General features: G+C 65.5%; 21 protein-coding genes. 18 read left to right on the top strand and 3 right to left on the bottom strand.

Translation table 11 applies throughout. The features are described from left to right. Window positions 1-69: 69 nt before the first annotated feature. From ftsH to AB0366_RS06875, 15 genes are all read left to right on the top strand, one after another. On the top strand, window positions 70-2,967 hold the full coding sequence (gene ftsH / locus AB0366_RS06945) for an ATP-dependent zinc metalloprotease FtsH (RefSeq protein ID WP_366243220.1): 2,898 nt from the start codon (window positions 70-72) through the stop codon (window positions 2,965-2,967). A gap of 219 nt (window positions 2,968-3,186) precedes the next feature. Beyond that, window positions 3,187-3,786 carry a GTP cyclohydrolase I FolE gene (gene folE, locus AB0366_RS06940; RefSeq protein ID WP_037195562.1) on the top strand — a complete coding sequence of 200 codons (600 nt, stop codon included), beginning with the start codon at window positions 3,187-3,189 and terminating at the stop codon, window positions 3,784-3,786. A 19-nt stretch (window positions 3,787-3,805) separates the two neighbouring features. Further along, on the top strand, window positions 3,806-4,654 hold the full coding sequence (gene folP, locus AB0366_RS06935; RefSeq protein ID WP_366243219.1) for a dihydropteroate synthase: 849 nt from the start codon (window positions 3,806-3,808) through the stop codon (window positions 4,652-4,654). Then, window positions 4,651-5,055, top strand: coding sequence for a dihydroneopterin aldolase (gene folB / locus AB0366_RS06930; protein ID WP_366243218.1), 405 nt, complete (start codon window positions 4,651-4,653; stop codon window positions 5,053-5,055). The genes folP and folB overlap by 4 nt, the downstream gene beginning before the upstream one ends. Beyond that, entirely contained in the window at window positions 5,052-5,561 is a 510-nt protein-coding gene (gene folK, locus AB0366_RS06925) for a 2-amino-4-hydroxy-6-hydroxymethyldihydropteridine diphosphokinase (protein ID WP_366243217.1), read from the top strand. The genes folB and folK overlap by 4 nt, the downstream gene beginning before the upstream one ends. Further along, window positions 5,558-6,028, top strand: a complete 471-nt coding sequence (locus AB0366_RS06920; RefSeq protein WP_366243216.1) for a DUF3180 domain-containing protein — start codon at window positions 5,558-5,560, stop codon at window positions 6,026-6,028. The genes folK and AB0366_RS06920 overlap by 4 nt, the downstream gene beginning before the upstream one ends. 90 nt (window positions 6,029-6,118) lie before the next feature. Beyond that, entirely contained in the window at window positions 6,119-7,453 is a 1,335-nt protein-coding gene (locus AB0366_RS06915) for a DUF6779 domain-containing protein (protein ID WP_366243215.1), read from the top strand. A 114-nt stretch (window positions 7,454-7,567) separates the two neighbouring features. Continuing rightward, window positions 7,568-8,479 carry a DUF2520 domain-containing protein gene (locus AB0366_RS06910; protein ID WP_366243214.1) on the top strand — a complete coding sequence of 304 codons (912 nt, stop codon included), beginning with the start codon at window positions 7,568-7,570 and terminating at the stop codon, window positions 8,477-8,479. Beyond that, window positions 8,476-9,378: a pantoate--beta-alanine ligase gene (gene panC, locus AB0366_RS06905; protein WP_366243213.1), complete on the top strand. Its 903-nt coding sequence runs from the start codon at window positions 8,476-8,478 to the stop codon at window positions 9,376-9,378. Before AB0366_RS06910 ends, panC begins: the two co-directional genes overlap by 4 nt. A 9-nt stretch (window positions 9,379-9,387) precedes the next feature. After that, a complete protein-coding gene (gene panD, locus AB0366_RS06900; RefSeq protein ID WP_366243212.1) occupies window positions 9,388-9,819 on the top strand; it encodes an aspartate 1-decarboxylase in 432 nt (143 codons plus the stop codon). A gap of 4 nt (window positions 9,820-9,823) precedes the next feature. After that, entirely contained in the window at window positions 9,824-10,624 is an 801-nt protein-coding gene (locus tag AB0366_RS06895) for a type III pantothenate kinase (protein ID WP_094613722.1), read from the top strand. A 123-nt stretch (window positions 10,625-10,747) separates the two neighbouring features. Beyond that, window positions 10,748-11,317 (top strand): cysteine dioxygenase family protein, encoded by a 570-nt coding sequence (locus AB0366_RS06890; protein WP_366243211.1) that lies wholly within the window; start codon window positions 10,748-10,750, stop codon window positions 11,315-11,317. After that, window positions 11,314-11,736 (top strand): rhodanese-like domain-containing protein, encoded by a 423-nt coding sequence (locus AB0366_RS06885; protein WP_366243210.1) that lies wholly within the window; start codon window positions 11,314-11,316, stop codon window positions 11,734-11,736. The genes AB0366_RS06890 and AB0366_RS06885 overlap by 4 nt, the downstream gene beginning before the upstream one ends. Window positions 11,737-11,772: 36 nt before the next feature. Beyond that, window positions 11,773-13,296 (top strand): lysine--tRNA ligase, encoded by a 1,524-nt coding sequence (gene lysS, locus AB0366_RS06880; protein ID WP_121872147.1) that lies wholly within the window; start codon window positions 11,773-11,775, stop codon window positions 13,294-13,296. A gap of 274 nt (window positions 13,297-13,570) precedes the next feature. After that, window positions 13,571-16,111 carry an ATP-dependent Clp protease ATP-binding subunit gene (locus AB0366_RS06875; RefSeq protein ID WP_032380134.1) on the top strand — a complete coding sequence of 847 codons (2,541 nt, stop codon included), beginning with the start codon at window positions 13,571-13,573 and terminating at the stop codon, window positions 16,109-16,111. Between the two features lie 188 nt (window positions 16,112-16,299). On the opposite strand, the gene AB0366_RS06870 is transcribed toward AB0366_RS06875, so the two are convergent. Continuing rightward, window positions 16,300-17,631 (bottom strand): serine hydrolase domain-containing protein, encoded by a 1,332-nt coding sequence (locus tag AB0366_RS06870; protein WP_366243209.1) that lies wholly within the window; start codon window positions 17,629-17,631, stop codon window positions 16,300-16,302. Window positions 17,632-17,707: 76 nt separating this feature from the next. Beyond that, window positions 17,708-18,943 carry a lipase family protein gene (locus AB0366_RS06865; protein ID WP_366243208.1) on the bottom strand — a complete coding sequence of 412 codons (1,236 nt, stop codon included), beginning with the start codon at window positions 18,941-18,943 and terminating at the stop codon, window positions 17,708-17,710. 87 nt (window positions 18,944-19,030) lie between these two features. On the opposite strand from AB0366_RS06865, the gene AB0366_RS06860 reads away from it, so the two are divergent. Together AB0366_RS06860 and AB0366_RS06855 are read left to right on the top strand one after the other, a co-directional pair. Continuing rightward, window positions 19,031-19,468, top strand: coding sequence for an OsmC family protein (locus tag AB0366_RS06860; protein WP_366243207.1), 438 nt, complete (start codon window positions 19,031-19,033; stop codon window positions 19,466-19,468). A gap of 175 nt (window positions 19,469-19,643) precedes the next feature. Beyond that, window positions 19,644-21,956 (top strand): bifunctional diguanylate cyclase/phosphodiesterase, encoded by a 2,313-nt coding sequence (locus AB0366_RS06855; RefSeq protein ID WP_366243206.1) that lies wholly within the window; start codon window positions 19,644-19,646, stop codon window positions 21,954-21,956. A 16-nt stretch (window positions 21,957-21,972) separates the two neighbouring features. Here the strand turns inward: AB0366_RS06855 and AB0366_RS06850 are convergent, their stop codons facing one another. Beyond that, a complete protein-coding gene (locus AB0366_RS06850; RefSeq protein ID WP_121872152.1) occupies window positions 21,973-22,284 on the bottom strand; it encodes an antibiotic biosynthesis monooxygenase in 312 nt (103 codons plus the stop codon). 36 nt (window positions 22,285-22,320) lie between these two features. On the opposite strand from AB0366_RS06850, the gene AB0366_RS06845 reads away from it, so the two are divergent. Then, on the top strand, window positions 22,321-23,058 hold the full coding sequence (locus tag AB0366_RS06845; protein WP_366243205.1) for an alpha/beta hydrolase: 738 nt from the start codon (window positions 22,321-22,323) through the stop codon (window positions 23,056-23,058). Window positions 23,059-23,060 lie beyond the last annotated feature (2 nt).

The following is a 23,060-nucleotide window of genomic DNA, read 5'->3' as shown; positions in this document are numbered from 1 at the left end:
CCGGCGGGCAGGGAGCAGCCAGCGCGCGGGAGCGGACTGAAAGGACACGGCCGACTCGGCTGAAGCTGTATGAATCGGAAGACAGTAATACGAAATCTTGCCATCGTTTTCGGCATTCTGTTGGTGATCTATGCCTTCAGTTACTTCGGTAACGACACGCGGGACTGGACGACGGTCGACACCTCGGTGGCGATCGCCCAGCTCGACGACCGAAACGTCGCATCCGCGCAGATCGACGACCGCGAACAGCAGATCCGACTCACGCTGAAAGAGGCCAACGAGGCCTCGGACAACCAGACTCAGATCATCGCGAAGTATCCGGACTCCGCGTCCGAGCAGATCTTCGACAAGGTCGACTCGCAGGGCCTGGACAGCTACAACACCACCGTCACCCAGGAGAGCTGGTTCAGCTCCTTCCTGCTGCTGATCCTCCCGATGGTGCTGATCCTCGGCGTGATCATCTTCGTGATGAGCCGCATGCAGGGTGGCGGACGCGGTGGCGTCATGGGCTTCGGCAAGTCCAAGGCCAAGCAGCTGACGAAGGACATGCCCAAGACCACCTTCGCCGACGTCGCAGGCGCGGACGAGGCAGTCGAAGAGCTCTACGAGATCAAGGACTTCCTGCAGAACCCGGCGCGCTACCAGGCGCTCGGTGCCAAGATTCCCCGCGGTGTGCTGCTGTACGGCCCTCCCGGAACCGGTAAGACGCTGCTCGCGCGCGCCGTCGCGGGCGAGGCGGGCGTGCCGTTCTTCACCATCTCCGGCTCGGACTTCGTCGAGATGTTCGTCGGTGTCGGCGCGTCTCGCGTTCGCGACCTCTTCGAGCAGGCCAAGCAGAACAGTCCATGCATCATCTTCGTCGACGAGATCGACGCCGTCGGTCGTCAGCGCGGCGCAGGCATGGGCGGCGGTCACGACGAGCGCGAGCAGACACTCAACCAGCTGCTCGTCGAGATGGACGGCTTCGGTGAGCGCACCGGCGTCATCCTCATCGCCGCCACCAACCGCCCCGACATCCTCGACCCCGCGCTGCTGCGCCCGGGCCGCTTCGATCGCCAGATCCCGGTCGGTGCCCCCGACCTGGCCGGGCGTCGGGCGATCCTGAAGGTGCACTCGGCGGGCAAGCCCGTTGCGCAGGACGCCGACCTCGAAGGTCTCGCCAAGCGAACCGTCGGCATGTCCGGTGCCGACCTGGCCAACGTCATCAACGAGGCGGCACTGCTCACCGCCCGCGAGAACGGCACCGTCATCACCGAGGCGTCCCTCGAGGAGTCGGTGGACCGCGTCGTCGGTGGCCCGCGCCGCAAGAGCCGCATCATCAGTGAGCACGAGCGCAAGATCACCGCGTACCACGAGGGTGGTCACACCCTCGCGGCATGGGCGATGCCCGACATCGAGCCCGTCTACAAGGTCACCATCCTCGCTCGCGGTCGCACCGGCGGCCACGCGATGACGGTGCCCGAGGACGACAAGGGCCTGATGACGCGGTCGGAGATGATCGCTCGCCTCGTGATGGCCATGGGTGGTCGCGCGGCCGAGGAGCTCGTCTTCCACGAGCCGACCACCGGTGCGTCCTCGGACATCGACCAGGCCACCAAGATCGCTCGCGCGATGGTCACCGAGTACGGCATGAGCAGCAAGCTCGGAGCCGTCCGGTACGGGCAGGAACAGGGCGACCCGTTCCTCGGCCGTTCGATGGGCCAGCAGTCCGACTTCTCGCACGAGGTCGCCCGCGAGATCGACGAGGAGGTGCGCAAGCTCATCGAGGCGGCGCACACCGAGGCGTGGGCCATCCTCAACGAGTACCGCGACCTGCTCGACACCCTGGCCTCGGAGCTGCTCGAACGCGAGACGCTCACCCGCAAGGACCTCGAGAAGATCTTCCACAGCGTCACCAAGCGGCCGCGCATCACCCTGTTCAACGACTTCGGTGATCGCAAGCCCTCGGACAAGCCGCCGGTCAAGACTCCGCGCGAACTCGCCGCCGAGCGCGGCGAGCCGTGGCCTCCGGTGCCGCCGGCCCCGAAGCAGCTTCCGCCGCAACAGTTTCCGCAGCCCAGCTACGCCGGTTCGCCGCAGCTGAGCAAGGGTGGTTACCCGAACGGAAGCAACGGATACAACGGTGCCCCGACCAACGGCACGCCCACCAACGGTGCCCCGTCGAACGGTGGACCGGTGAACGGCGCGCCCACCAATGGTGATGTCGATGCGCCGAACACCGGTGGTGGTCGACGCAGCGCCCCCGCAACCGGTGGCTTCAACGGCGGTGGCTACAACGGTGGGCCCAACGGAGGGTACGGCGGCCCGGTCAACGGAGGTGCTCCCAACGGGGGCGGATACTCCGAGGGCTATCGCCGACAGGAACCTCGCCCGAGCGGTCCCAGCCAGGGCTCGCGTCCCGATTACGGTGCCCCGGCCGGATGGTCGGCTCCGGGATGGCCCCCGCGTGACCAGTCCTCGGTTCCCCGCTACCAGGGACCGACCACGCCGCCGGCTGCGAACCAACCGAACCGCGAGCAGCCGGAATCGGATCGACCGGACCAGAATCGGTACGAGCCGCCGCAGGGACAGCCGCCGACGTACCGACAGCACCCCACCTATCAGCAGCCACAGGCATATCAACCGCCCACCGCTGCGCCGTCGAACCAACCGCCGTCGAACCAACCGCCGGAATATCAGCAGCCGCAGTATCAGCCGGATCCGTTCCGGCCGGACGCTCGGGACCAGGGTCGAACCTCTCGGCACGAGCCCCCGTACGGCCAGAACCAGGACGGTGCTGCACCGGCCGAGGCGTCGCCTCCCACCTGGGAGGTTCCGACTCCGTCGCAGAGCTATCCGCTGCCCGGAGACGATCGTTCCTCGAACAGCCCGTCCGAGGACTCGCGGCGAGACGAGCGAGCCGAGGACGACGGCGACGAAGGTCCGCGGACCCAACGCTGGGAAGGGCCGGGCGGTTCGTACCGCTAGGTCCATCATTAGGCTGGCTGGGTCGACCCTTTCGGTCGGCCCAGTCCGTCGTTCGAACCGTGCTGCAGGTCGGCGCAGCTGCTCTGTGAAGAACAGGTGCAGTTCGGCCCAGCTGTCACATTCGCGGAGCCCAACCGGAGGTACGTTCTCGTGTCAGTCAACCGGACCGACGAGTCGGCAATCGACTCGGCAGAAGTCCCAGCAGCGCAGCAGCAGGTAGTGGAACAGACAGTGGCCTACGCCACCGGCGCGGTCTTCGACCAGCCTCGCGCTGAGGCCGCCGTGCGTGAGCTGTTGATCGCCGTCGGCGAGGATCCAGACCGTCCAGGTCTGCTCGACACCCCGGCCCGCGTCGCGCGTTCCTACCGCGAAATCTTCGCCGGGCTGTACACCGACCCGGACACGGCGCTGAACACGACGTTCGACGAGGGGCACCAGGAACTGGTTCTCGTCCGCGACATCCCCATGTTCTCCACGTGCGAGCATCACCTGGTTTCGTTCCACGGCGTTGCCCACGTCGGCTACATCCCCGGCAAGAGCGGCAAGGTCACCGGCCTGTCGAAGCTCGCGCGCGTGGTGGACATGTACGCCAAGCGTCCCCAGGTGCAGGAACGCTTGACCAGCCAGATCGCCGACGCATTGATGCGCAAGCTCGACCCGCGCGGTGCGATCGTCGTGATCGAGGCCGAGCACCTGTGCATGGCCATGCGCGGGATTCGCAAGCCGGGTGCCAGTACCACCACCTCCGCGGTGCGGGGTCTGTTGCAGTCCAGCGCGGCATCGCGTTCGGAAGCTCTGGACCTGATTCTGCGGAAATGACGCGTCCGGTCGATTCCCGATGAACCCGGCGCGGAGTATCCCCCCGGCACCCGTCGTCATGGGTGTCCTCAACGTCACTGCCGATTCGTTCTCCGACGGCGGCCGATACCTCGATGTCGATGCTGCCGTCGAACACGGGCTGGCGATGCATCGTCGCGGAGTCGACATCGTCGATGTCGGTGGTGAGTCGACGCGTCCCGGAGCAGACCGGATCGATCCGACTCTCGAGGCGCAGCGCGTCGTCCCGGTCATCGCCGCGCTGGCCGAAGCAGGTGTGACCACCAGCGTCGACACCATGCGCGCCTCGGTCGCCGAGGCCGCGATCGAGGCCGGGGTCTCTATCGTCAACGACGTCTCGGGCGGTCGGGCGGATCCGGCCATGGCCGGGGTGGTTGCGGACGGCGGACTGCCGTGGATCCTGATGCACTGGCGAGCCGCCGGATCCGAATACCGGCACGCCGGTCCGGCCGATCGGTACGACGACGTGGTCGCCGACGTTCGCAGCGAACTGCTCGAACAGGTCGATCACGCAGTGGCCGCGGGAGTGGACTCCGCGATGCTCGTGCTCGACCCCGGCCTCGGATTCGCCAAGAACGCCGATCACAACTGGCAACTGCTACGTGGCCTTCCCGACCTGGTGTCGGCCGGCTTCCCGGTTCTCGTCGGTGCTTCCAGGAAGCGTTTTCTCGGATCGCTGCTGGCGGACGAAGACGGTTCTCCGCGGCCGCCGGACGGGCGAGAGATCGCCACGGCCGTGGTGTCGGCGCTCGCCGTCGCCGGGGGAGCGTGGGGTGTTCGCGTGCACGACGCCCGAGCATCACTCGACGCGGTCGCCGTCGTACGGGCATGGCAGGGTGATCGGGCATGAGCGAGATCAGCAGCCGCGTCGGCGCCGGGACGCGTCGCGGCGACCGCATCGAACTGCGTGGCCTGACGGTGCGCGGCAATCACGGCGTCTTCGACTTCGAGAAGCGAGACGGGCAGGACTTCGTCGTCGACATCACCGTGTGGATGGACCTGCGGCCCGCGGCCGAGACCGACGATTTGACCCGAACCCTGCACTACGGAGAACTGGCCGAGCACGCCGCGGCCGTCGTCGCGGGCCCGTCCAGGGATCTGATCGAGACGGTCTCGGCCGAGATCGCCGAGGTCGTGCTGGCGTACGACTCGCGCGTCGACGCGGTGGAAGTGGTGCTGCACAAGCCGTCGGCCCCCATTCCGCTGACGTTCGGGGACGTTGCCGTGGTGGCGTACCGGGAGCAGCCGTGACCAGGGCCGTGCTGTCCATCGGCAGCAACATCGGTGATTCGCTCGCCCACTTGCGCTCTGTCACAGCCGAATTGGGTACGCGGCTGGTGGCCTGCTCGCCGGTGTACCGCTCCGCTCCCTGGGGTGGCGTCGAGCAACAGGACTTCCTCAACGCCGTCGTCGTGGCCGAGGACGACGCGTTCGACGCCTGGGATTGGTTGCGCTTCGGTCAGCGCCTCGAGGAGGCGGCCGATCGCGTTCGAGTGCAGCGGTGGGGGCCGCGGAGCCTCGACGTCGACGTGGTGGTGTGCGAGAACATGATCAGCGAGGACCCTCGTTTGATCCTTCCGCACCCGCGCGCGCACGCGCGAGCGTTCGTCCTGCTGCCGTGGCTGGACGTGGAGCCGGACGCCACCCTGCGCGTCGGCGGCGACGACGTTCCGGTGACCGAGTTACTCGGGAGACTGAGCACGGAGGAGCGTGCGGGAGTGATCGAGCAAGAAGGCGTCGGTGATGGGTTGTGGTGACCAATCCCACCAAGGTCTGGGATGTCTTGGGTCTTTTCCTGGTCGCCTCGATCGGCACGTGGTTGCTGGTTCGGGTCTTCTACGGCTCGTTGCCGCCGATTCCGGTGTACGCCGGGGCGTCGCTGTATCTGGTCGCGGTGGTGCAAGTGGTGACTGCCGTGATCGTTCGCAATCGCATCGCCGAGCATCGGGTGGGCAACGGTCTGCACGATCTACACCCGTTGACGGTGTTCAGGGCGCTGGTGTTGGCGAAGGCATCGATGCTGGTGGGAACCGCTGTCGTCGGAGTGTGCGTCGGATTTCTGGTGTACGTGATGCCGCGTGCGGCGACGGTGCGGGCAGCGTCGTCGGATCGAGCCGGAGCCGTCGTTGCGCTCGTGGCAGGACTGGCCGTCGTCGCTGCCGCGGTATGGCTCGAACAGTGCTGCCGTACCCCGAAGGACCGTGACGACGAGCGTTCCCGGTAACGCTCGAAACTTTTGATTGTTACCTCGGTTGTGTAAGTGATCGGTCGAGGATGACTATTTGCGAACGATTTGCCGGTTACCCTTGTGAACATGACAGATCAGACTCGCGCAAAGAAGGGGCGCCGTAAGAGGCGCAGTGCGAGCCAGCTGTTCCTCGCGGCGCTCGTCGTGTTCGGCATCATCGCCAGTGTGTTGTTGCTCTTCACCGAGAGCGTGCAGTGGATGAGGGTCGGTGTTCTCTCGGCGCTGTGGGCTGCGGTGATCGGTGCGTTCGCGATGACCAAGTACAGGCGCGAGGCGGCCGCCGATCAGACCAAGGCCAAGGACCTGCAGACGGTCTACGAGCTGCAGTTGGCTCGGGAGATTTCGGCGCGACGCGAGTACGAGATGAGCGTCGAAGCTCGGGTTCGCGGTGAATCGCAGCTCGAGCTCGACGAGGTCGCAGCGCTGCGCAACGAACTCGCTGCCCTTCGCCAGAACCTGCAGGTGCTCTTCGACGGCAATCTGCCCACCGAACGTGTCGCACTGCGTGCCGAAGCGATGAGGATGCAAGAACTCGGCGGACGCGGTTACGACAGCTACCAACCTGCGCCGTCCGGCCTCTACGTTCCCGGTCGCGGGAACGGCTCGATGGCACCGGGAACCGGCCTCAACGGTGTCGGAACTCCCTACGACGAGCCGGTCACGGCCGAGACGTCGGTGGTGTACCCCGAGGATCCGGACGAGATGCCGCAGGCCACGGCGTCCGCGGCGGCCGCCGAGTCGGCTGAGGATCCGTACGCCGAGGATTCGTTCGAGGAGACAAGCTACGACACGGACGCGGCCGAAGCGGACGAGGACCCGTACGAGCGACCTGCAGCGCAGGCACGTCCTTACGGCGCACCGAGACCGGCGGGGCGCGTCACGCCGCCCAGCTCGCCATTCACCGCATACGACTTCGAGCAGACGCGTCGACCTGCCGCAGAGCCGGAACCGGCGGCGGAGTTCGAGCCGCAGGCCACCGAAGAGACCTACGAGAGCGGGCATGCGGAGGCAGACTCGGTCGGTTCGTATTCCACGAGTTCGTTTTCCGCAGAGTCGTTTCCGGCGGAGTCGTATTCGGCGGAGCCGGACGAGCAGTACGAAACCGAGCCTGCCGCGGACCGGAACGGTGACGCGTTCTCGACGTCTCGCGCCTCGTTGCGTGAATCGGCCGACGCGTTCTTCGCGGCCGATCACGACTACGAGACACCGGCCGAGGACACGTCCGTCTCGCCCCGACGCGGTCGTAGGCGCGCGGAGTCGGCCGACGACGAGGATGCGTCGGGTGCACACTCGAACGGTCGATCCGTCGCCGAGATCATGGCCGGACTGCAAGGCGGAGGGTCCGGCGATGCGGCCATGACCGATCCGGGAACCCGTCGCCGTCGCCGCCGCGCAGACTGAGAACCAGATCACACAGCTCTCCCATGGCCTGCGAGGGGTCGCGGTCGCTATTGTTCCGTGCAGGACGTCTGGTACCCGCCGAGCGGGACTGGAACGAACGAGAGGAAATTTTCGGTGACCTTTTCTGGCACCGGTGGTCTGTCTCCGGCTCGCTTGACGGTTGGTGTCGTCTCGGCAGGTCGGGTCGGCACCGCATTCGGTGAGGCGCTCGAACGCGTCGGGCATGTTGTCGTCGGTGCCGCTGCCGTGTCGGATGCATCCATCGCGCGGGTGCGTGAGCGGCTGCCCGAGTCCCAGGTTCTGCCCGTCGACGAGGTTGCTCGTCGCGCAGAACTGCTGATTCTGGCCGTACCGGACAGTGAGTTGGCGTCGATCGTCGCGGGTCTGGCGTCCACCGGGGCGGTTGCACCGGGAAAGTTGGTGGTGCACACCTCCGGCGCGAACGGGATCTCGGTGCTCGAGCCTCTGGCGGCTCTCGGTGCCGTGCCGTTGGCGATACACCCGGCCATGACGTTCAGCGGCGGAGTCGAGGACACCGACCGGATGACGGCGGCATGCTTCGGCATCACTGCAGGCGACGAGATCGGCTACGCGGTGGCGCAGGCTCTCGTCCTCGAGATCGGCGGCGAGCCGGTGCACGTGCCCGAGAACAATCGAGCGCTCTATCATGCTGCACTCGCGCACGGCAGCAATCATCTCGTCACTCTGGTGGTCGACGCGATCGAAGCGCTCCGAGTTGCATTGGCCGGACCGGGTTTTCCCGGTTCGGACTCCGAACGCGGTGTGCCCGAGCGTGTTCTGGCTCCACTGCTCGAAGCCGCGCTGGACAATGCGCTGCGCAACGGGCAGTCGGCGCTCACGGGGCCGGTTGCCCGCGGCGACACCGCTGCAGTCGGCAAGCATCTCGACGTGCTCGAGTCCGTGGATTCGCGGATCGCAGCCGGATACCGCGCGCTGTCGTTGCGATCAGCGCAGCGCATCGGTGCCAAGGCAGACCTGATCGAACTTCTGGAAGGGAATCGATGACCCTCGCGGGCAGCTACACCAAAGGGCAGTTGACGGTTCACCACGATCCTGCGGTGATCACGTCGGTGTCGAAAGCATTGCGAGGCGTCGGGAAGCAGGTCGCTCTGGTTCCGACCATGGGCGCGCTGCACGCCGGGCACCTGCAGCTGGTGCGGCAGGCCAAGCTCACCGGTGCCGTGGTGATCGTGTCGATCTTCGTCAACCCGCTGCAGTTCGGAGTGGGCGAGGACCTCGATGCCTACCCGCGCACCCTCGACGCCGATGTCGCGCTGCTGCGTGACGAGGGCGTCGAACTGGTCTTCGCGCCGTCGGCGTCGGACATGTACCCGTCGGGTCCGCGCACCACGGTCCATCCCGGTCCGCTCGGCGCAGAACTCGAAGGTGCCAGCAGGCCAACTCATTTCGCAGGAATGCTCACCGTCGTGGCCAAGCTGCTGCAGATCGCCGCACCGCATCGCGCGTTCTTCGGCGAGAAGGACTACCAGCAGCTCACGTTGATCCGGCAGATGGTGCGCGATCTGAACTTCGACGTTGCCGTCATCGGGGTCCCGACGGTGCGTGAGCAGGACGGTCTCGCACTGTCCTCGCGCAACCGGTATCTCGATGCCGAGCAGCGCGACGCGGCGATGGCGCTGTCGGCGGCACTGGTCGCCGGGGCGCACGCTGCGGCCGGCGGTGCGGACGCCATCATCGCCACGGCGCGTGCCGTCCTCGACGAGGCGCCGCTGGTGCAGGTCGACTACCTGGAGGTGCGCGACCCGCATCTCGGCCCGGCTCCCGAGCGTGGAGACGGAAGACTGCTCGTGGCAGCCAAAGTGGGCACCACGAGATTGATCGACAACGTCGGTGTCGCAGTCGGCACCGGTTTCCTCGAGTACCCCGACGATCCGAAGAGCTGAGGGCACAACATGTTTCGAACGATGATGAAGTCCAAGATCCATCGCGCCACGGTCACGCACGCAGACCTGCACTACGTCGGTTCGGTGACCGTCGACCAGGATCTGATGGAGGCGGCCGACCTGCTCGAAGGCGAGCAGGTCACCATCGTCGACATCGACAACGGTGCGCGGTTGGAGACCTACGTGATCACCGGTGAGCGTGGCAGCGGCGTCATCGGAATCAACGGGGCTGCAGCGCATCTGGTGAACCCGGGTGACCTGGTCATTCTGATCGCCTACGGGGTGATGAACGAGCAGGAGGTTGCCGAGTACGCACCGCGGGTGGTGTTCGTCGACGAGAAGAACCGGCCTGTCGAACTCGGCAGCGATCCGGCGCATGCGCCCGAGGGCTCGGGTCTGATCACGCCGCGCGATCTGCGGGCCGATTCCGTGCTGGTCTGATTCGATGCTCCTCGCGATCGATGTGCGCAACACCAGCACCGTGGTCGGTCTGTTCACCGGCACGGGCGATCACTCGAAACTGCTGCGAGATTGGCGAATTCGAACCGACCCGCATGTGACGGCCGACGAACTGGCCCTGATGCTGCGCGGTCTGCTGGGTGAGGACGCCGAACGGATCACCGGAGTGACTGCACTGTCGACCGTGCCGTCGGTGCTGCGGGAGATGCGGACGATGCTCGCGCGCTACTGGGATCACGTGGTCCACGTGATGGTCGAACCCGGTGTGCGGACCGGCGTGCCGTTGCTGGTCGACAATCCCAAGGAGGTCGGTGCCGATCGCATCGTCAATACCCTTGCTGCACACGACCTGTACGGCACGGCGTGCATCGTGGTGGATTTCGGAACCACCACCTGTGTCGACGTCGTCTCGGCCAAGGGCGAATTTCTCGGCGGTGCCATCGCTCCGGGGCTCGAGATGTCGGCGTCGGCCATGTCCACTCGCACTGCCACATTGCGTGAGGTGGAGATGATCCGGCCTCGTTCGGTGTTGGGCAAGAACACCGTCGAGTGCATCCAGTCGGGCACCATCTTCGGGTTCGCCGGTCTGGTCGACGGCCTGGTCGGGCGAATTCGACGAGAGGTCCCCGAGGTGACGGGCGCGGACGTCGCGATCATCGGTACCGGAGACATCGCGGCGCTGATCCTGCCCGAGTCGACGACCATCGAGCACCACGAACCCGACCTGACCCTCGAAGGGCTGCGCCTGGTCTACGAACGCAACATGGCAAAACGGCGTCCACGGTGAACGACTAGCGCTTCGCGGTGCCGTGTGTCAGAATTCTCGGCGTGATGACGTGCATGGCCACCCAGGAGTGTTGTCGAGGCTGAACCCTGCCTCGTTCGTAACACACCCCTGGAGTAGAGCTTCATGCTTTCCACACCTGTACTTTTTGCACCCTCCCGCACCCGATCGTCGTCGCGTTCGGTCTCGACGCTTCCGACCCGGTTGCGTCCACCCGACCTGCTGCGTATCACCGACCAGGGCGCATCCGACGTCCTCGAGGGCCGCTTCGATCACCTGCTTCCCGTCGGCGGTCGCTGGCCGACCGACGAGCGTTGGGCCGCCCGACTGCATTCCGACGACGACCTCGACGTCTGGTTGATCAGCTGGGTTCCCGATCGATCCACCGAACTGCACGATCACGCCGGCTCGCTCGGTGCGCTCACCGTTCTCAGTGGCTCGCTTCTCGAATACCGTTGGGCCGGAACCGGACTGAGGCAGCGTCGCCTCGACGCCGGTGATCAGGCGTCGTTCCCGCTCGGTTGGGTTCACGACGTGATGCACGATCCGGCGTCCGAACCGGCCGGCCCCACCCTCAGCGTGCACGCCTACTCGCCACCGCTCACGGCGATGTCCTACTACGAAGTGACCGAACGGTCCACGCTGCGTCGCACCCGTAGCGAGCTCACCGACGAACCCGAGAAGGCCACCGCATGACCATCGTCGAAATGCTCGAATCCGCACGCGAGACCATCGATCGAATGACCGTCTTCGAGCTGCGCGACGCCGTCGCCCGCGGAGCCGTCGTCGTCGACATCCGCCCCCAGGCGCAACGCGCCGTCGAGGGAACGCTGCCCGGGGCACTCGCCATCGAACGCAACGTCCTCGAATGGCGTCTGGACCCGACGAGCGATGCGCGCCTGGCGATCGCCGTCGATCATGACGTCGAGTGGATCGTCATCTGCTCCGAGGGCTACACCTCCTCGCTCGCCGCCGCGTCGCTCAAGCTGCTGGGTCTGCACAAGTCAACCGACCTGGTCGGCGGTTATCAGGCGCTGAAGTCGGCTGGGTTGCTCGGTGTGTTGACGCAGGCCAAGCACTGCGTCCGTGAGGCGAAAGCCGTCGCAGCGCACTGACAGTCCTTGGACGCTCGGACTGTAAAGTGTCTGCGCGTGAGTGATACAGCTTCTACCCAGCCTGCCGACGACACCCCGGAGCAACTACGGATTCGTCGTGCCAAGCGCGCCGCACTGCTCGAGCGCGGGGTCGAGGCATATCCGGTGTCGGTCCCGCGGACCCATTCGCTGCTCGAGATCCGCACCGAGTTCCCCGAACTCGAACCCGATACGACAACCGGCCTGATCGTCGGAGTCGTCGGCCGTGTCATCTTCGTCCGCAACACCGGCAAGCTGTGCTTCGCCACTCTGCAGGAGGGCGACGGCACCCAGCTGCAGGCGATGATCAGCCTGGCAGGCGTCGGCGAGGACGCACTCGCGGAGTGGAAGTCCGATGTCGATCTCGGTGACTTCGTGTTCGTGCACGGTGAGGTCATCAGCTCCCGACGCGGCGAGCTCAGCGTGATGGCCGACGCCTGGCAGATCGCGTCGAAGTCGCTGCGTCCGCTGCCCGTCGCGCACAAGGAACTGAGCGAAGAGACGCGGATCCGGCAGCGTTACCTGGATCTGATCACCAACCCGACCTCGCGTGAGACCGCCCGCAAGCGCATCGCCGTCGTCCGGGAACTGCGCAACGCCCTCGAGCGTCGTGGATTTCTCGAGGTCGAGACGCCGATGTTGCAGACGCTGCACGGCGGCGCGGCGGCGCGGCCGTTCGTCACCCATTCCAACGCGATGGACACCGACCTCTATCTCCGTATCGCGCCTGAGCTGTTCCTCAAGCGCTGCGTCGTGGGCGGTATCGAGAAGGTGTTCGAGATCAACCGCAACTTCCGCAACGAGGGTGCAGACTCCTCGCACTCGCCGGAATTCGCGATGCTCGAGACGTACGAGGCCTACGGCACGTACGACGATTCGGCGACAATGACGCGTGAGCTGGTCCAGGAAGTGGCCATGGCCGCCCTCGGATCCACGGTCGTGACGCTGCCCGACGGCACCACCTACGACCTCGGCGGCGAATGGACGACGCTCGAGATGTACCCGTCGCTGTCGGAATCGCTCGGATTCGACGTCACCCCCGACACCACCGTCGACGAGCTGCTCGCGATCGCCGACAAGGTGGGCGTCGAGGTGCCGCGCAAGGACGGCGTCCCGATCTACGGCCACGGCAAGCTCGTCGAAGAGCTGTGGGAACACCAGGTGGGCGACGCGTTGACCGAACCGACGTTCGTCCGCGACTTCCCGGTCGAGACGTCCCCGCTGACGCGTCAACACCGCAGCAAGCCCGGCGTCACCGAGAAGTGGGACCTGTACGTCCGTGGGTTCGAGCTGGCCACCGGCTACTCCGAGTTGGTCGATCCGATCATCCAGCGCGAGCGTTTCGAGGATCAGGCCCGCCAAGCCGCCGCCGGCGACGACGAGGCGATGGTGCTCGACGAGGACTTCCTCGCTGCGATGGAACAGGGCATGCCGCCGACGACCGGAACCGGCATGGGAATCGACCGTCTGTTGATGGCACTGACCGGCTTGGGCATCCGCGAAACGATCCTGTTTCCCATCGTCAAGCCGGCTCAGGCTTGATCGAACGGTAAAGAGCTGTTCGCCAGCAGCGGACAGTGAATGGGAAACGTTTTGCATAGTGCCTGCGTTATGAACAGTAAGCAGGCAAGGCAGTCCGCACACGTGGGCGGTTGCGCAGCATTTCAGGGGTGGAGGGTCGGCGTTCGTAACGTCGGCCAACTACAGTGAGAACCAGTCTTACCTTCAAATGCACAAGCGACCCGGCGTGTTGGACACTGCGGCGCTAGAAGAACTGGTGGGCGAGCTACCACCCGCCAAGAAGTGAGGGAGAGCGATGTTCGAGAGGTTCACCGATCGCGCGCGGCGTGTTGTCGTCCTGGCTCAAGAAGAAGCCCGGATGCTCAACCACAACTACATCGGCACGGAGCACATTCTGCTCGGCCTCATCCACGAGGGCGAAGGCGTCGCAGCCAAGTCTCTCGAGTCGCTGGGCATCTCCCTCGAAGGAGTACGCAGCCAGGTAGAGGAGATCATCGGGCAGGGTCAGCAGGCTCCGTCCGGTCACATTCCGTTCACCCCGCGCGCCAAGAAAGTACTCGAGCTCAGCCTGCGTGAAGCACTGCAGCTCGGCCACAACTACATCGGCACCGAGCACATCCTGCTGGGACTGATCCGCGAAGGCGAAGGCGTCGCAGCTCAGGTCCTGGTCAAGCTCGGAGCCGACCTCAACCGCGTGCGCCAGCAGGTCATCCAGCTGCTGTCGGGCTACCAGGGCAAGGAACCGTCCGAGAGCGGCAGCGGCCGCGGCGAGGCGGGCACCCCGTCCACGTCGCTGGTCCTCGACCAGTTCGGACGCAACCTCACCCAGGCCGCGCTCGAAGGCAAGCTCGACCCGGTCATCGGTCGCGCGAAGGAAATCGAGCGCGTCATGCAGGTGCTCTCGCGTCGTACCAAGAACAACCCCGTCCTCATCGGTGAGCCCGGTGTCGGTAAGACCGCAGTCGTCGAAGGCCTGGCTCAGGCCATCGTCAACGGCGAGGTCCCCGAGACGCTCAAGGACAAGCAGCTCTACACCCTCGACCTCGGCTCGCTCGTGGCCGGCAGCCGTTACCGCGGCGACTTCGAGGAGCGCCTGAAGAAGGTGCTCAAGGAGATCAACACCCGCGGCGACATCATCCTGTTCATCGACGAGCTGCACACGCTCGTCGGCGCAGGTGCCGCCGAAGGTGCTATCGACGCAGCGTCGATCCTCAAGCCCAAGCTGGCTCGTGGCGAACTGCAGACCATCGGTGCCACCACCCTGGACGAGTACCGCAAGTACATCGAGAAGGACGCCGCACTCGAGCGTCGTTTCCAGCCCGTCCAGGTCGGCGAGCCGACCGTCGAGCACACCATCGAGATCCTCAAGGGTCTGCGCGATCGCTACGAGGCACACCACCGCGTCTCGATCACCGACGGTGCCCTCGTCGCAGCTGCCACCCTGGCCGACCGGTACATCAACGATCGGTTCCTGCCCGATAAGGCAATCGACCTCATCGACGAGGCGGGCGCGCGGATGCGCATCCGGCGGATGACCGCGCCGCCAGACCTGCGCGAGTTCGACGACAAGATCGCCGACGCGCGCCGGGAGAAGGAATCGGCCATCGACGCACAGGACTTCGAGAAGGCTGCGAACCTGCGCGACAAGGAGAAGACCCTCGTCGGTCAGCGTGCCGAGCGGGAGAAGCAGTGGCGCTCCGGTGACCTCGACGTCATCGCCGAGGTGGACGACGAGCAGATCGCAGAGGTTCTGGGCAACTGGACCGGCATCCCCGTCTTCAAGCTCACCGAGGAAGAGACCACTCGTCTGCTCCGCATGGAGGACGAGCTGCACAAGCGGATCATCGGCCAGGTCGAGGCAGTCAAGGCCGTCTCCAAGGCGATCCGTCGTACCCGTGCAGGTCTGAAGGATCCGAAGCGTCCGTCGGGCTCGTTCATCTTCGCCGGCCCGTCGGGTGTCGGTAAGACCGAGCTGTCGAAGGCTCTCGCGAACTTCCTCTTCGGCGAGGACGACGCACTGATCCAGATCGACATGGGCGAGTTCCACGACCGCTTCACCGCGTCGCGCCTGTTCGGTGCACCTCCGGGATACGTCGGTTACGAAGAGGGCGGCCAGCTCACCGAGAAGGTCCGCCGCAAGCCGTTCTCCGTCGTGCTGTTCGACGAGATCGAGAAAGCACACCAGGAGATCTACAACACCCTCCTGCAGGTGCTCGAAGACGGTCGTCTCACCGACGGCCAGGGACGCACGGTCGACTTCAAGAACACCGTGCTCATCTTCACCTCGAACCTCGGTACCTCGGACATCTCGAAGGCCGTCGGCCTCGGCTTCTCCTCGGGTGAAGGCACCGGCTCGAACTACGAGCGGATGAAGCTCAAGGTCAACGACGAGCTGAAGAAGCACTTCCGCCCCGAGTTCCTCAACCGTATCGACGACATCGTCGTGTTCCACCAGCTCACCAAGGACGAGATCATCCAGATGGTCGATCTCATGCTCAACCGAGTCGAAGGTGCGCTCAAGAACAAGGACATGGCGATCGAGGTCACCGAGAAGGCGAAGTCGTTGCTCGCCAAGCGCGGATTCGACCCCGTCCTGGGTGCGCGGCCACTGCGTCGCACCATCCAGCGCGAGATCGAGGACCAGTTGTCGGAGAAGATCCTCTTCGGCGAGATCGAAGCCGGCCAGATCATCCTGGTCGACGTCGAGAACTGGGACGGCGAAGGCGCAGGCGAGGACGCGAAGTTCACCTTCCGCGGTGAGAAGAAGGCGATCATCGTCCCCGACGAGGTCCCGGTCGACCTGGCCAAGGCCACCGGAGACAGCGACAGCGAGTAAGTTTCACAGCACACGACAATGGGCGATCCTCTTCGGAGGGTCGCCCGTTGTCGTATGTCCACCTAGGCCCGCCCGCCCCGTTCGCCCCGTTCGCCCCGTTCGCGTCAATGGACCCTTGCACTCTTCAGACGTGTGCAGTGGTTCATTCACGCAGATCAGTTCCGTGGGTGAATGGACCGTTGCACCGCTCAGACGTGTGCAGTGGTCCATTGACGCAGGAGGAGGACCCGAGCACCGAGGGCCACGGCGATGACCGCAAGTTCCGCCAGCACGATCCAGAACAGCAGCGCGATGTCAGGAGCCCAGCGGGCCAGTGTCGACATCGGCGCGCCGGTGAGCGCGGGGAGCGAGAAGTACAGCAACAATCCGGCCGCAAGGGCAGCCAGGGCACGCGCGGGTGCCCATCGCCCGGGGGCAGTTCTGAATCCGAGCAGCGTTTTCGTCGCACATAGCGCCAACAACACCGCGAGTGCGGTCGCCGCGATCAGCGCTGCTTCGTACAGACCGAAGCCGGCGGTACGAGGCTCGTCCATGCCGAGTCGGGTGAGCACGAGAGAGCGGGCCGCCGAGGCGAGCGCGTCGGCCTCGAGTTCGCCGTATCGATTGGTCGCGAAGACCACGGCCAGGTGGCGTTCCGAAACGAGTGCGACGTGGGTGAAATAGCCGGGGACCGCACCGGAATGCCAGCGCATCTCGGTACCGTCGGCCAGCGTTTCGACGTACCACCCGTATCCGTACGTCGCGCCCGAACCCGTCGGCACCGTATCGGGACTGTTCGACGCCGGAGCGGTCAGTTGCCGGGATGCGTAGCGTGAGAGTTCGTCGATGGATCCACTCAGGTAGCCGTAACCCATTCCAGCGGAGTCGATTCCGGTATCGATGCTTCGGGGGAAGGTGAAGAACGGTACGTGGCCGGGTGCGACGGTGCCGGCGGTGTGCACTCCGATCTCACGGGCGACGACGTCGGCGAAGGGTTCGGCGGTGACCTTCTCGACGATCGCCTGCAGCAGCAGGTAGTTCAGGCTCGAGTAGCGGAAGGTCCCGCGGTCGGCGACGGTGACGTCCAGTGTGGGGACGACGTCGAGTGCTCGCTCCGCACGCCCCCACACGTCCAGTTCGGTGACGTCGTGAGGGAGCCCGCTGGTGTGGTGGATCAGATCGTCGATCGTGACGTCGCCCGGAACGATCGAATCACTCTCCGGCAAAATCGAATTCACGGTTCCCGTGAGCGTGAGCGCTTGATGTTCGGCGAGTGCGTACACCGTCGCCGCCGTCACCGACTTCGATACCGAACCCCACACGAACGGCGTTCCCTCGTCGATCGGCGCACCGTCCCCGTCCATCCCGTACTCGACGTTCTCCAACACCTCGTTCTCGGAGACGACGCGGAACGCGACCCCCGGCAGTCCCAGTTCTTCGGCGACAACTTCGATGTCCGACGCCACGCCGGGGTCAGGTGGGGTGGGGGAGCCTGCGGCCAGGACAGCGACGACGGTCAGCAGGGCGTGGACGATGCGCATGGATGGAGTGAACCAACTTCATCGGGGTCGACGCCTCGGTGAACACCCTGATTTCACACCTGAGATCAGCTGCTGCCTATCGGGTCGTTCCTGCAGGCTCCACTCCTGCGTGAACCAGCCCGGCGATCCAGGGCATCACGTCGTTGTAGGCCGCCAGGGCTCCGGGTTGGTGGTTCGCGCCCTCGACCGGGATGGCCGGGAGGTCGTATTCGCGGTAGGTGATTTCTGCACCGAGATCGCGCCAGCGCCCGAGCAGGGTGCGGCTCTGCTCGATGGGTACGGTGTCGTCCTCGACCGCGTGCGACAGGTACACCGGCATGGCCGGGGCGATGCGTCCGACCGTGTTGGCGGCGGTGATCTCGGCCAGAACGGGGTTGCTCAGTTGCTCGGTGAGTGGTCGGCCGTCGCGGGTCAGCTCGGTCGTTCGCACGATCTCGGAGGCCGCGGGGTCGGTGGTGCACCAGTTCTGTGCGGCGTCGAGCGCGGCGATCCCGTCGGAGTCGAAGAGGTCGCGGATCCCCGCTGCCCGGTCCGGGTAGGCGTTGATCATCCCGTCGACAGCGAAGAGCACAGCGCTGCCGAGGCCGGTGTTGTCGAGTGTGTCGATGTTGAGCGTCGGATCTGCCGGTGGTGCACCGACATACGCTCCCTGGATGTTGAGCTCCGGGGCGTAGGTGGCGGCGAGTTCGGCAGCGGATGCGGATGCGAACCCGCCTTCGGAGTAGCCGAACAGCACCACCGGGGTGGTCGGTTCGACATCTGCGGTTCTGGCGACGTCGAGCAGCGCTCGGCCCGAGGCGATTCGGTTCAGGTACGTGTGCCCGCCGGGGGTGCCCAGTCCCTGGTAATCGGTTGCGACGACGCGATATCCGGCCAGCAGCAGCGGCAGGATGGCCGGGGACGAGCCGACTGTCCCGAGAACTGCCGATCCGGCGCAGCGGTCCGCCATACCGGAAGTGCCGGGCGCGTACGCGATCACCGGTCGGGGTCCGGGTCCGGTCCACGGAGCTGTGGGGGTCATGGTGTAGCCGGATACGACCATGGGCAGATCGTGTGTATCGGTGGATCGATAGAGAATCCGTTCGATGTCGAATCCGAGTCCGAACCCCTTGGGCGAGTTGACGGGCCGGCTTCGGACCACTTCGCCGGGCGTCGCGGTGCCGAGCGTCGCCACCGGCGCGTCGTAGAAGTCCGCCAGGGGACCGGCGACGGCAATCGGCGTCGAGAATCCGACGATCGACAGGACCACGGTTGCTGCGACCGTTGCCGCGCGCGAGAAGTTTCTCGATTGTCGCAGCCGTCGTGTCGACATCCTTGCACTCGGTAGCCCGGTCACCCCGCTGACGTTAGCCTGAGAAACAGGCCTACGTCAGGGTCGACAACGAAAGGACTCGGTTCGATGCCAACTCGTACTTCACGCACAGCTTGGAACGGAACGCTGGAACAAGGTTCCGGCCAGGTGAAGCTGTCCAGTTCCGGCGCAGCGACTTTCGATGTGTCGTTTCCCAAGCGCGCCGCCGAGAATGCCGACGGCACCACCAGTCCCGAGGAATTGATCGCCGCGGCTCATTCGAGTTGCTACGCGATGCAGTTGTCGGCGCTGATCGCCGAGGCGGGCGGCACCCCGCAGAGCCTCGAGGTCACCGCCGATGTCTCGCTCGGTCCCGATGAGCCGGGCTTCAAGCTGACCGGCATCAAACTGACCGTGCGTGGCGAGGTCGAGGGTCTCGACGCCGATGGCTTCGCGAAAGCAGCTCAGGCGGCAAAAGAAACCTGTCCCGTCAGCAAGGCTCTCACCGGCGTCGACATCACATTGGACGCGGCCCTCGAGGGCTGAACGGACAAATCGCCCGATGTGAGACTGGCGAACAATCGTCAGGTTTGAAATAGTTCGTTACTTGACCCATCTGCAGGGTGATTCGGTTACGAATCGTGGTCAAACGTCGGGTTCGATCGGCTGATGCGTACGTTCGGGGTATGCACCGACCGGCCTAGGAAGGATCAGCCCCACCATGTTGTGGACGCGCTTCCTGGGCCTCGGTGCACTCGCAGTCGCGGTGTACGCACTTACCCCGCCCGGAATACCCCAGGATGCGGTCTACGCAATCGTGCTCCTGGCCACAGTGGCCGCGTTCGTGTACCGCTACTTTCGGGAACCCGGGCCGGACAAGCGGACGTGGAAGTACATGGCCGTCGGCGTCGGCTCCTGGGGTATCGGCGACGCGCTGATAGCGATGGTGCATGTCGGCGGAGGACGAGTATCGACGTTCTCCTCGTCCGACATCTTCTATCTGTTCGGCTACCTGGTGATCGCTGTCGGCTTCGCCCGAGCCGCCGACGAGAACGGGCTCGTGTTCGGGATCGAAGAACTTCTCGAGTGTCTGGTGGTTGCGGTCGGTGTCGGCCTCGCCACATGGGTGTTCGTCATCTCCGACGATGCGGCGTTGTCGTTTCCGTCGGCATTGGAACTGTGGCCGGCCACGGTCTACCTCACCATCGATGCGTTTCTGCTGACGCTCGTCGGCAGTCTGTACCTGCTGACTCGCTCGACCACGGTGCCGTTCCTGGCGGCCACGGCGGGCGTCGTGTTCCTCGTCTCTGCCGACTTCGCGTCCTATGCCGCGGTCACCACCTCCGAGCTCTACCGTTCGACTCTTCTGAACACGCTGTGGCTGGCGGCCTACGTGTGTTTCGGAGTGATCGCCCTACACATTCCGGAGCGGGCGGTGTCGCGGGTCGACCGGTCCAGCCCGTTCAAATTCGGGCGCGTGAGATTTCTCGGACTCACGGTCGCGGTCGCCGTGACACCCCTTGCGATGGCTGTTCAGTTGGCCCGCGGAATACCCGTCCAACAGTGGGGTTGGGTGATCGTGGGGTCCTCGGCGCTGGTCATCGCGCTCGTCGGGTGCCGCATGGCGTGCTTCCTGAGTACGTTGCGGTTGCAGGCCGCAGTGCTCGAGGACGTGGCTCGGACGGACGCGGTCACCGGACTGGCCAGTCGCCGCCTGCTCCGAGAGCGGTTGGACACGATGCTCGCCACCCGTGGTGATTCGGACGTCTTCACGCTCGTGGTGGACATCGATCGCTTCGCTCAGATCAACGAGACCTTCGGGTACAGCGTGGGAGACAGTGTGCTGCGCGAGATAGGCCATCGCCTTGTGGCATCGGTGCGATCCGACGACCTCGTGGGACGGCTCGGTGGGGATCAGTTCGTCGTCGCGATGCGCCGGCGTCCCGCCCAGATCGACGTGACGGACACCGCCGAGCGGCTCCAGTTCGCAGTCAGTAGAACGATGTTCGTGCACGACATCAACGTGGCGCTCGATGCGACCGTCGGAATCGCGGCGATCGAGGAACCGGGGGTGACCCGGAACGACACCGAGGAGCCGGAGGCGAGTCCGGTCGACGGTGAGGCGATGCTTCAGCGCGCCCACGTGGCGTTGACGGCAGCGAAGGCCGGCCATACCCGCGTCGGTCGCTACGAACCCGACATGGATCGCGACCGCCACGATCAGATGCGGTTGCTGGGGGAACTCGACACGGCCATTCGGGACCACCAGCTTCGAGTGTTCTTTCAACCGTGCCTGGATCTGGAATCCGGCAGTGTCGATCGCGTCGAAGCTCTATTGCGGTGGCAGCACCCACGCGAGGGTTTGATCGGACCGTCGATGTTCCTGCCCGACGCCGAGCGCACCGGCATGTTGCCCGCCATCACCGCGCTTGTGCTGGACGAGGCCTTGGCGCAGTGCAGCGAATTGCGTCGACGCGGCATCAATTTGTCTGTCTCGGTGAATCTTTCGGTGAGAAACCTGCTGGACGAGACGCTCACCGAACAGGTCGCGGCCGCGCTGGCGAAATATTCGGTTCCCGCGCACGCTTTGGAATTCGAGGTCACCGAGACGACGGCGATGACCGATCCGGTGCGCTCGGTGAACGCGTTGACGTCCCTGCGTAGCCTCGGCGTCACTATTGCGATCGACGACTACGGCACCGGCTACAGCTCGTTGGCCTATCTGCAGACCCTGCCGGTGCAGACTCTCAAGATCGACCGCTCGTTCGTGTCGAAGATGAACACCGACGAGACCGACGCATCGATCGTGCGCTCGACCATCGACTTGGCTCGAAGCCTCGGGGTGCGGGTGATGGCAGAGGGAGTCGAGGACGCGGGCACGTTGGATGCGCTCCGAGAGTTGGGCTGCGACGGTGCCCAGGGCTACATCCTCGGTAGGCCGATGCCCGCCGAGTTCCTGGCCGATGCGGTGGCGAAACTGGATTCGGAGATGCCGACGAAACTCGAATGGGAGCTCGCCCGCGAACGCATCTGAGCGCACGCGTGCGCTCTCACGACGTCGCAGGCACGTCCAGTACGACCTCGAATTCGAGCAGAGATGCTCCGGACGAGACCGGCTTCGCGGAACTGGCTCCCGCGTGAGCCTCCCGCGACGGTCCCGCCGACCACGCCTGGAAGGACTCCTCGTCCTCCCACTGGGTGACGACGAAATAGCGCGACTCGCCCTTGACCGGCCGCAGCAGTTGGAACCCGAGGAAGCCCGGGGAGCCGTCGACCGACCCGGCGCGCGCGGCGAAGCGCTTCTCGAGTTCGGGGCCTGCGCCCTCGGGTACGTCGATCGCATTGATCTTCACAATGGCCATGCCCGCGAGATTACTCCGCCGATATGCTCGGCGGTGATGCTCTACGACGAGGGTGGATCCGGCCGTTCGATTCTGCTGCTGCACGGGCTGATGGGCAGCGCTGCCACGTGGCGGCGGCAGGTTCCGTGGCTTCGAGAGTTCGGGCACGTGCACACCTACGATGCGCCGGGGCACCGTCGCCCTCCGCCTCCCGAGCTCACGACGGAGTTCTTCGTTGCCGACCTGCTCGAGCATCTCGAGGCGTTGGGTCCCAGTGTGCTGATCGGTCATTCGATGGGCGCACTGCACGGTTGGTGTGCGGCCGCCCAGCGACCGGACCTGGTGACCGCCATGGTCGTCGAGGACATCGCCCCGGACTTCAGGGGCCGCACCGCAGACGACTGGGCCGCGATGATCCGGGCGTGGCCGCAACCCTTTCCCGACGCCGACGCGGTGCGGGCGTTCTTCGGAGACGTTGCGGGTCAGTACTTTCTGGATTCCTTCGAGCGAAACGCCGACGGGTGGCGGCTGCACGGTGAGGTGGACTTCTTCGAAGCGATCTCGCAGGAGTGGGGGACTCGGCACTTCTGGGACGAGTGGGATGCCGTCGACGCGCCGGTGTTGCTGATCGAGGGTGAACACACCATCACCCCGGCCGGTCAGATGCAGCAGATGTACTCGAGCAAGCCCGGATCGGCGTACGTGCGGGTCGAGAAGGCGGCGCACCTGATTCACGACGAGGCACCCGAGCGGTATCGCACGGCGGTCGAGGAGTTCCTGCGCGCACTAGGATGATC

The organism is Rhodococcus sp. NPDC076796 (assembly GCF_040702765.1).
GTDB lineage: Bacteria > Actinomycetota > Actinomycetes > Mycobacteriales > Mycobacteriaceae > Rhodococcoides.
This window is presented reverse-complemented; position numbering and strand designations above follow the sequence as displayed.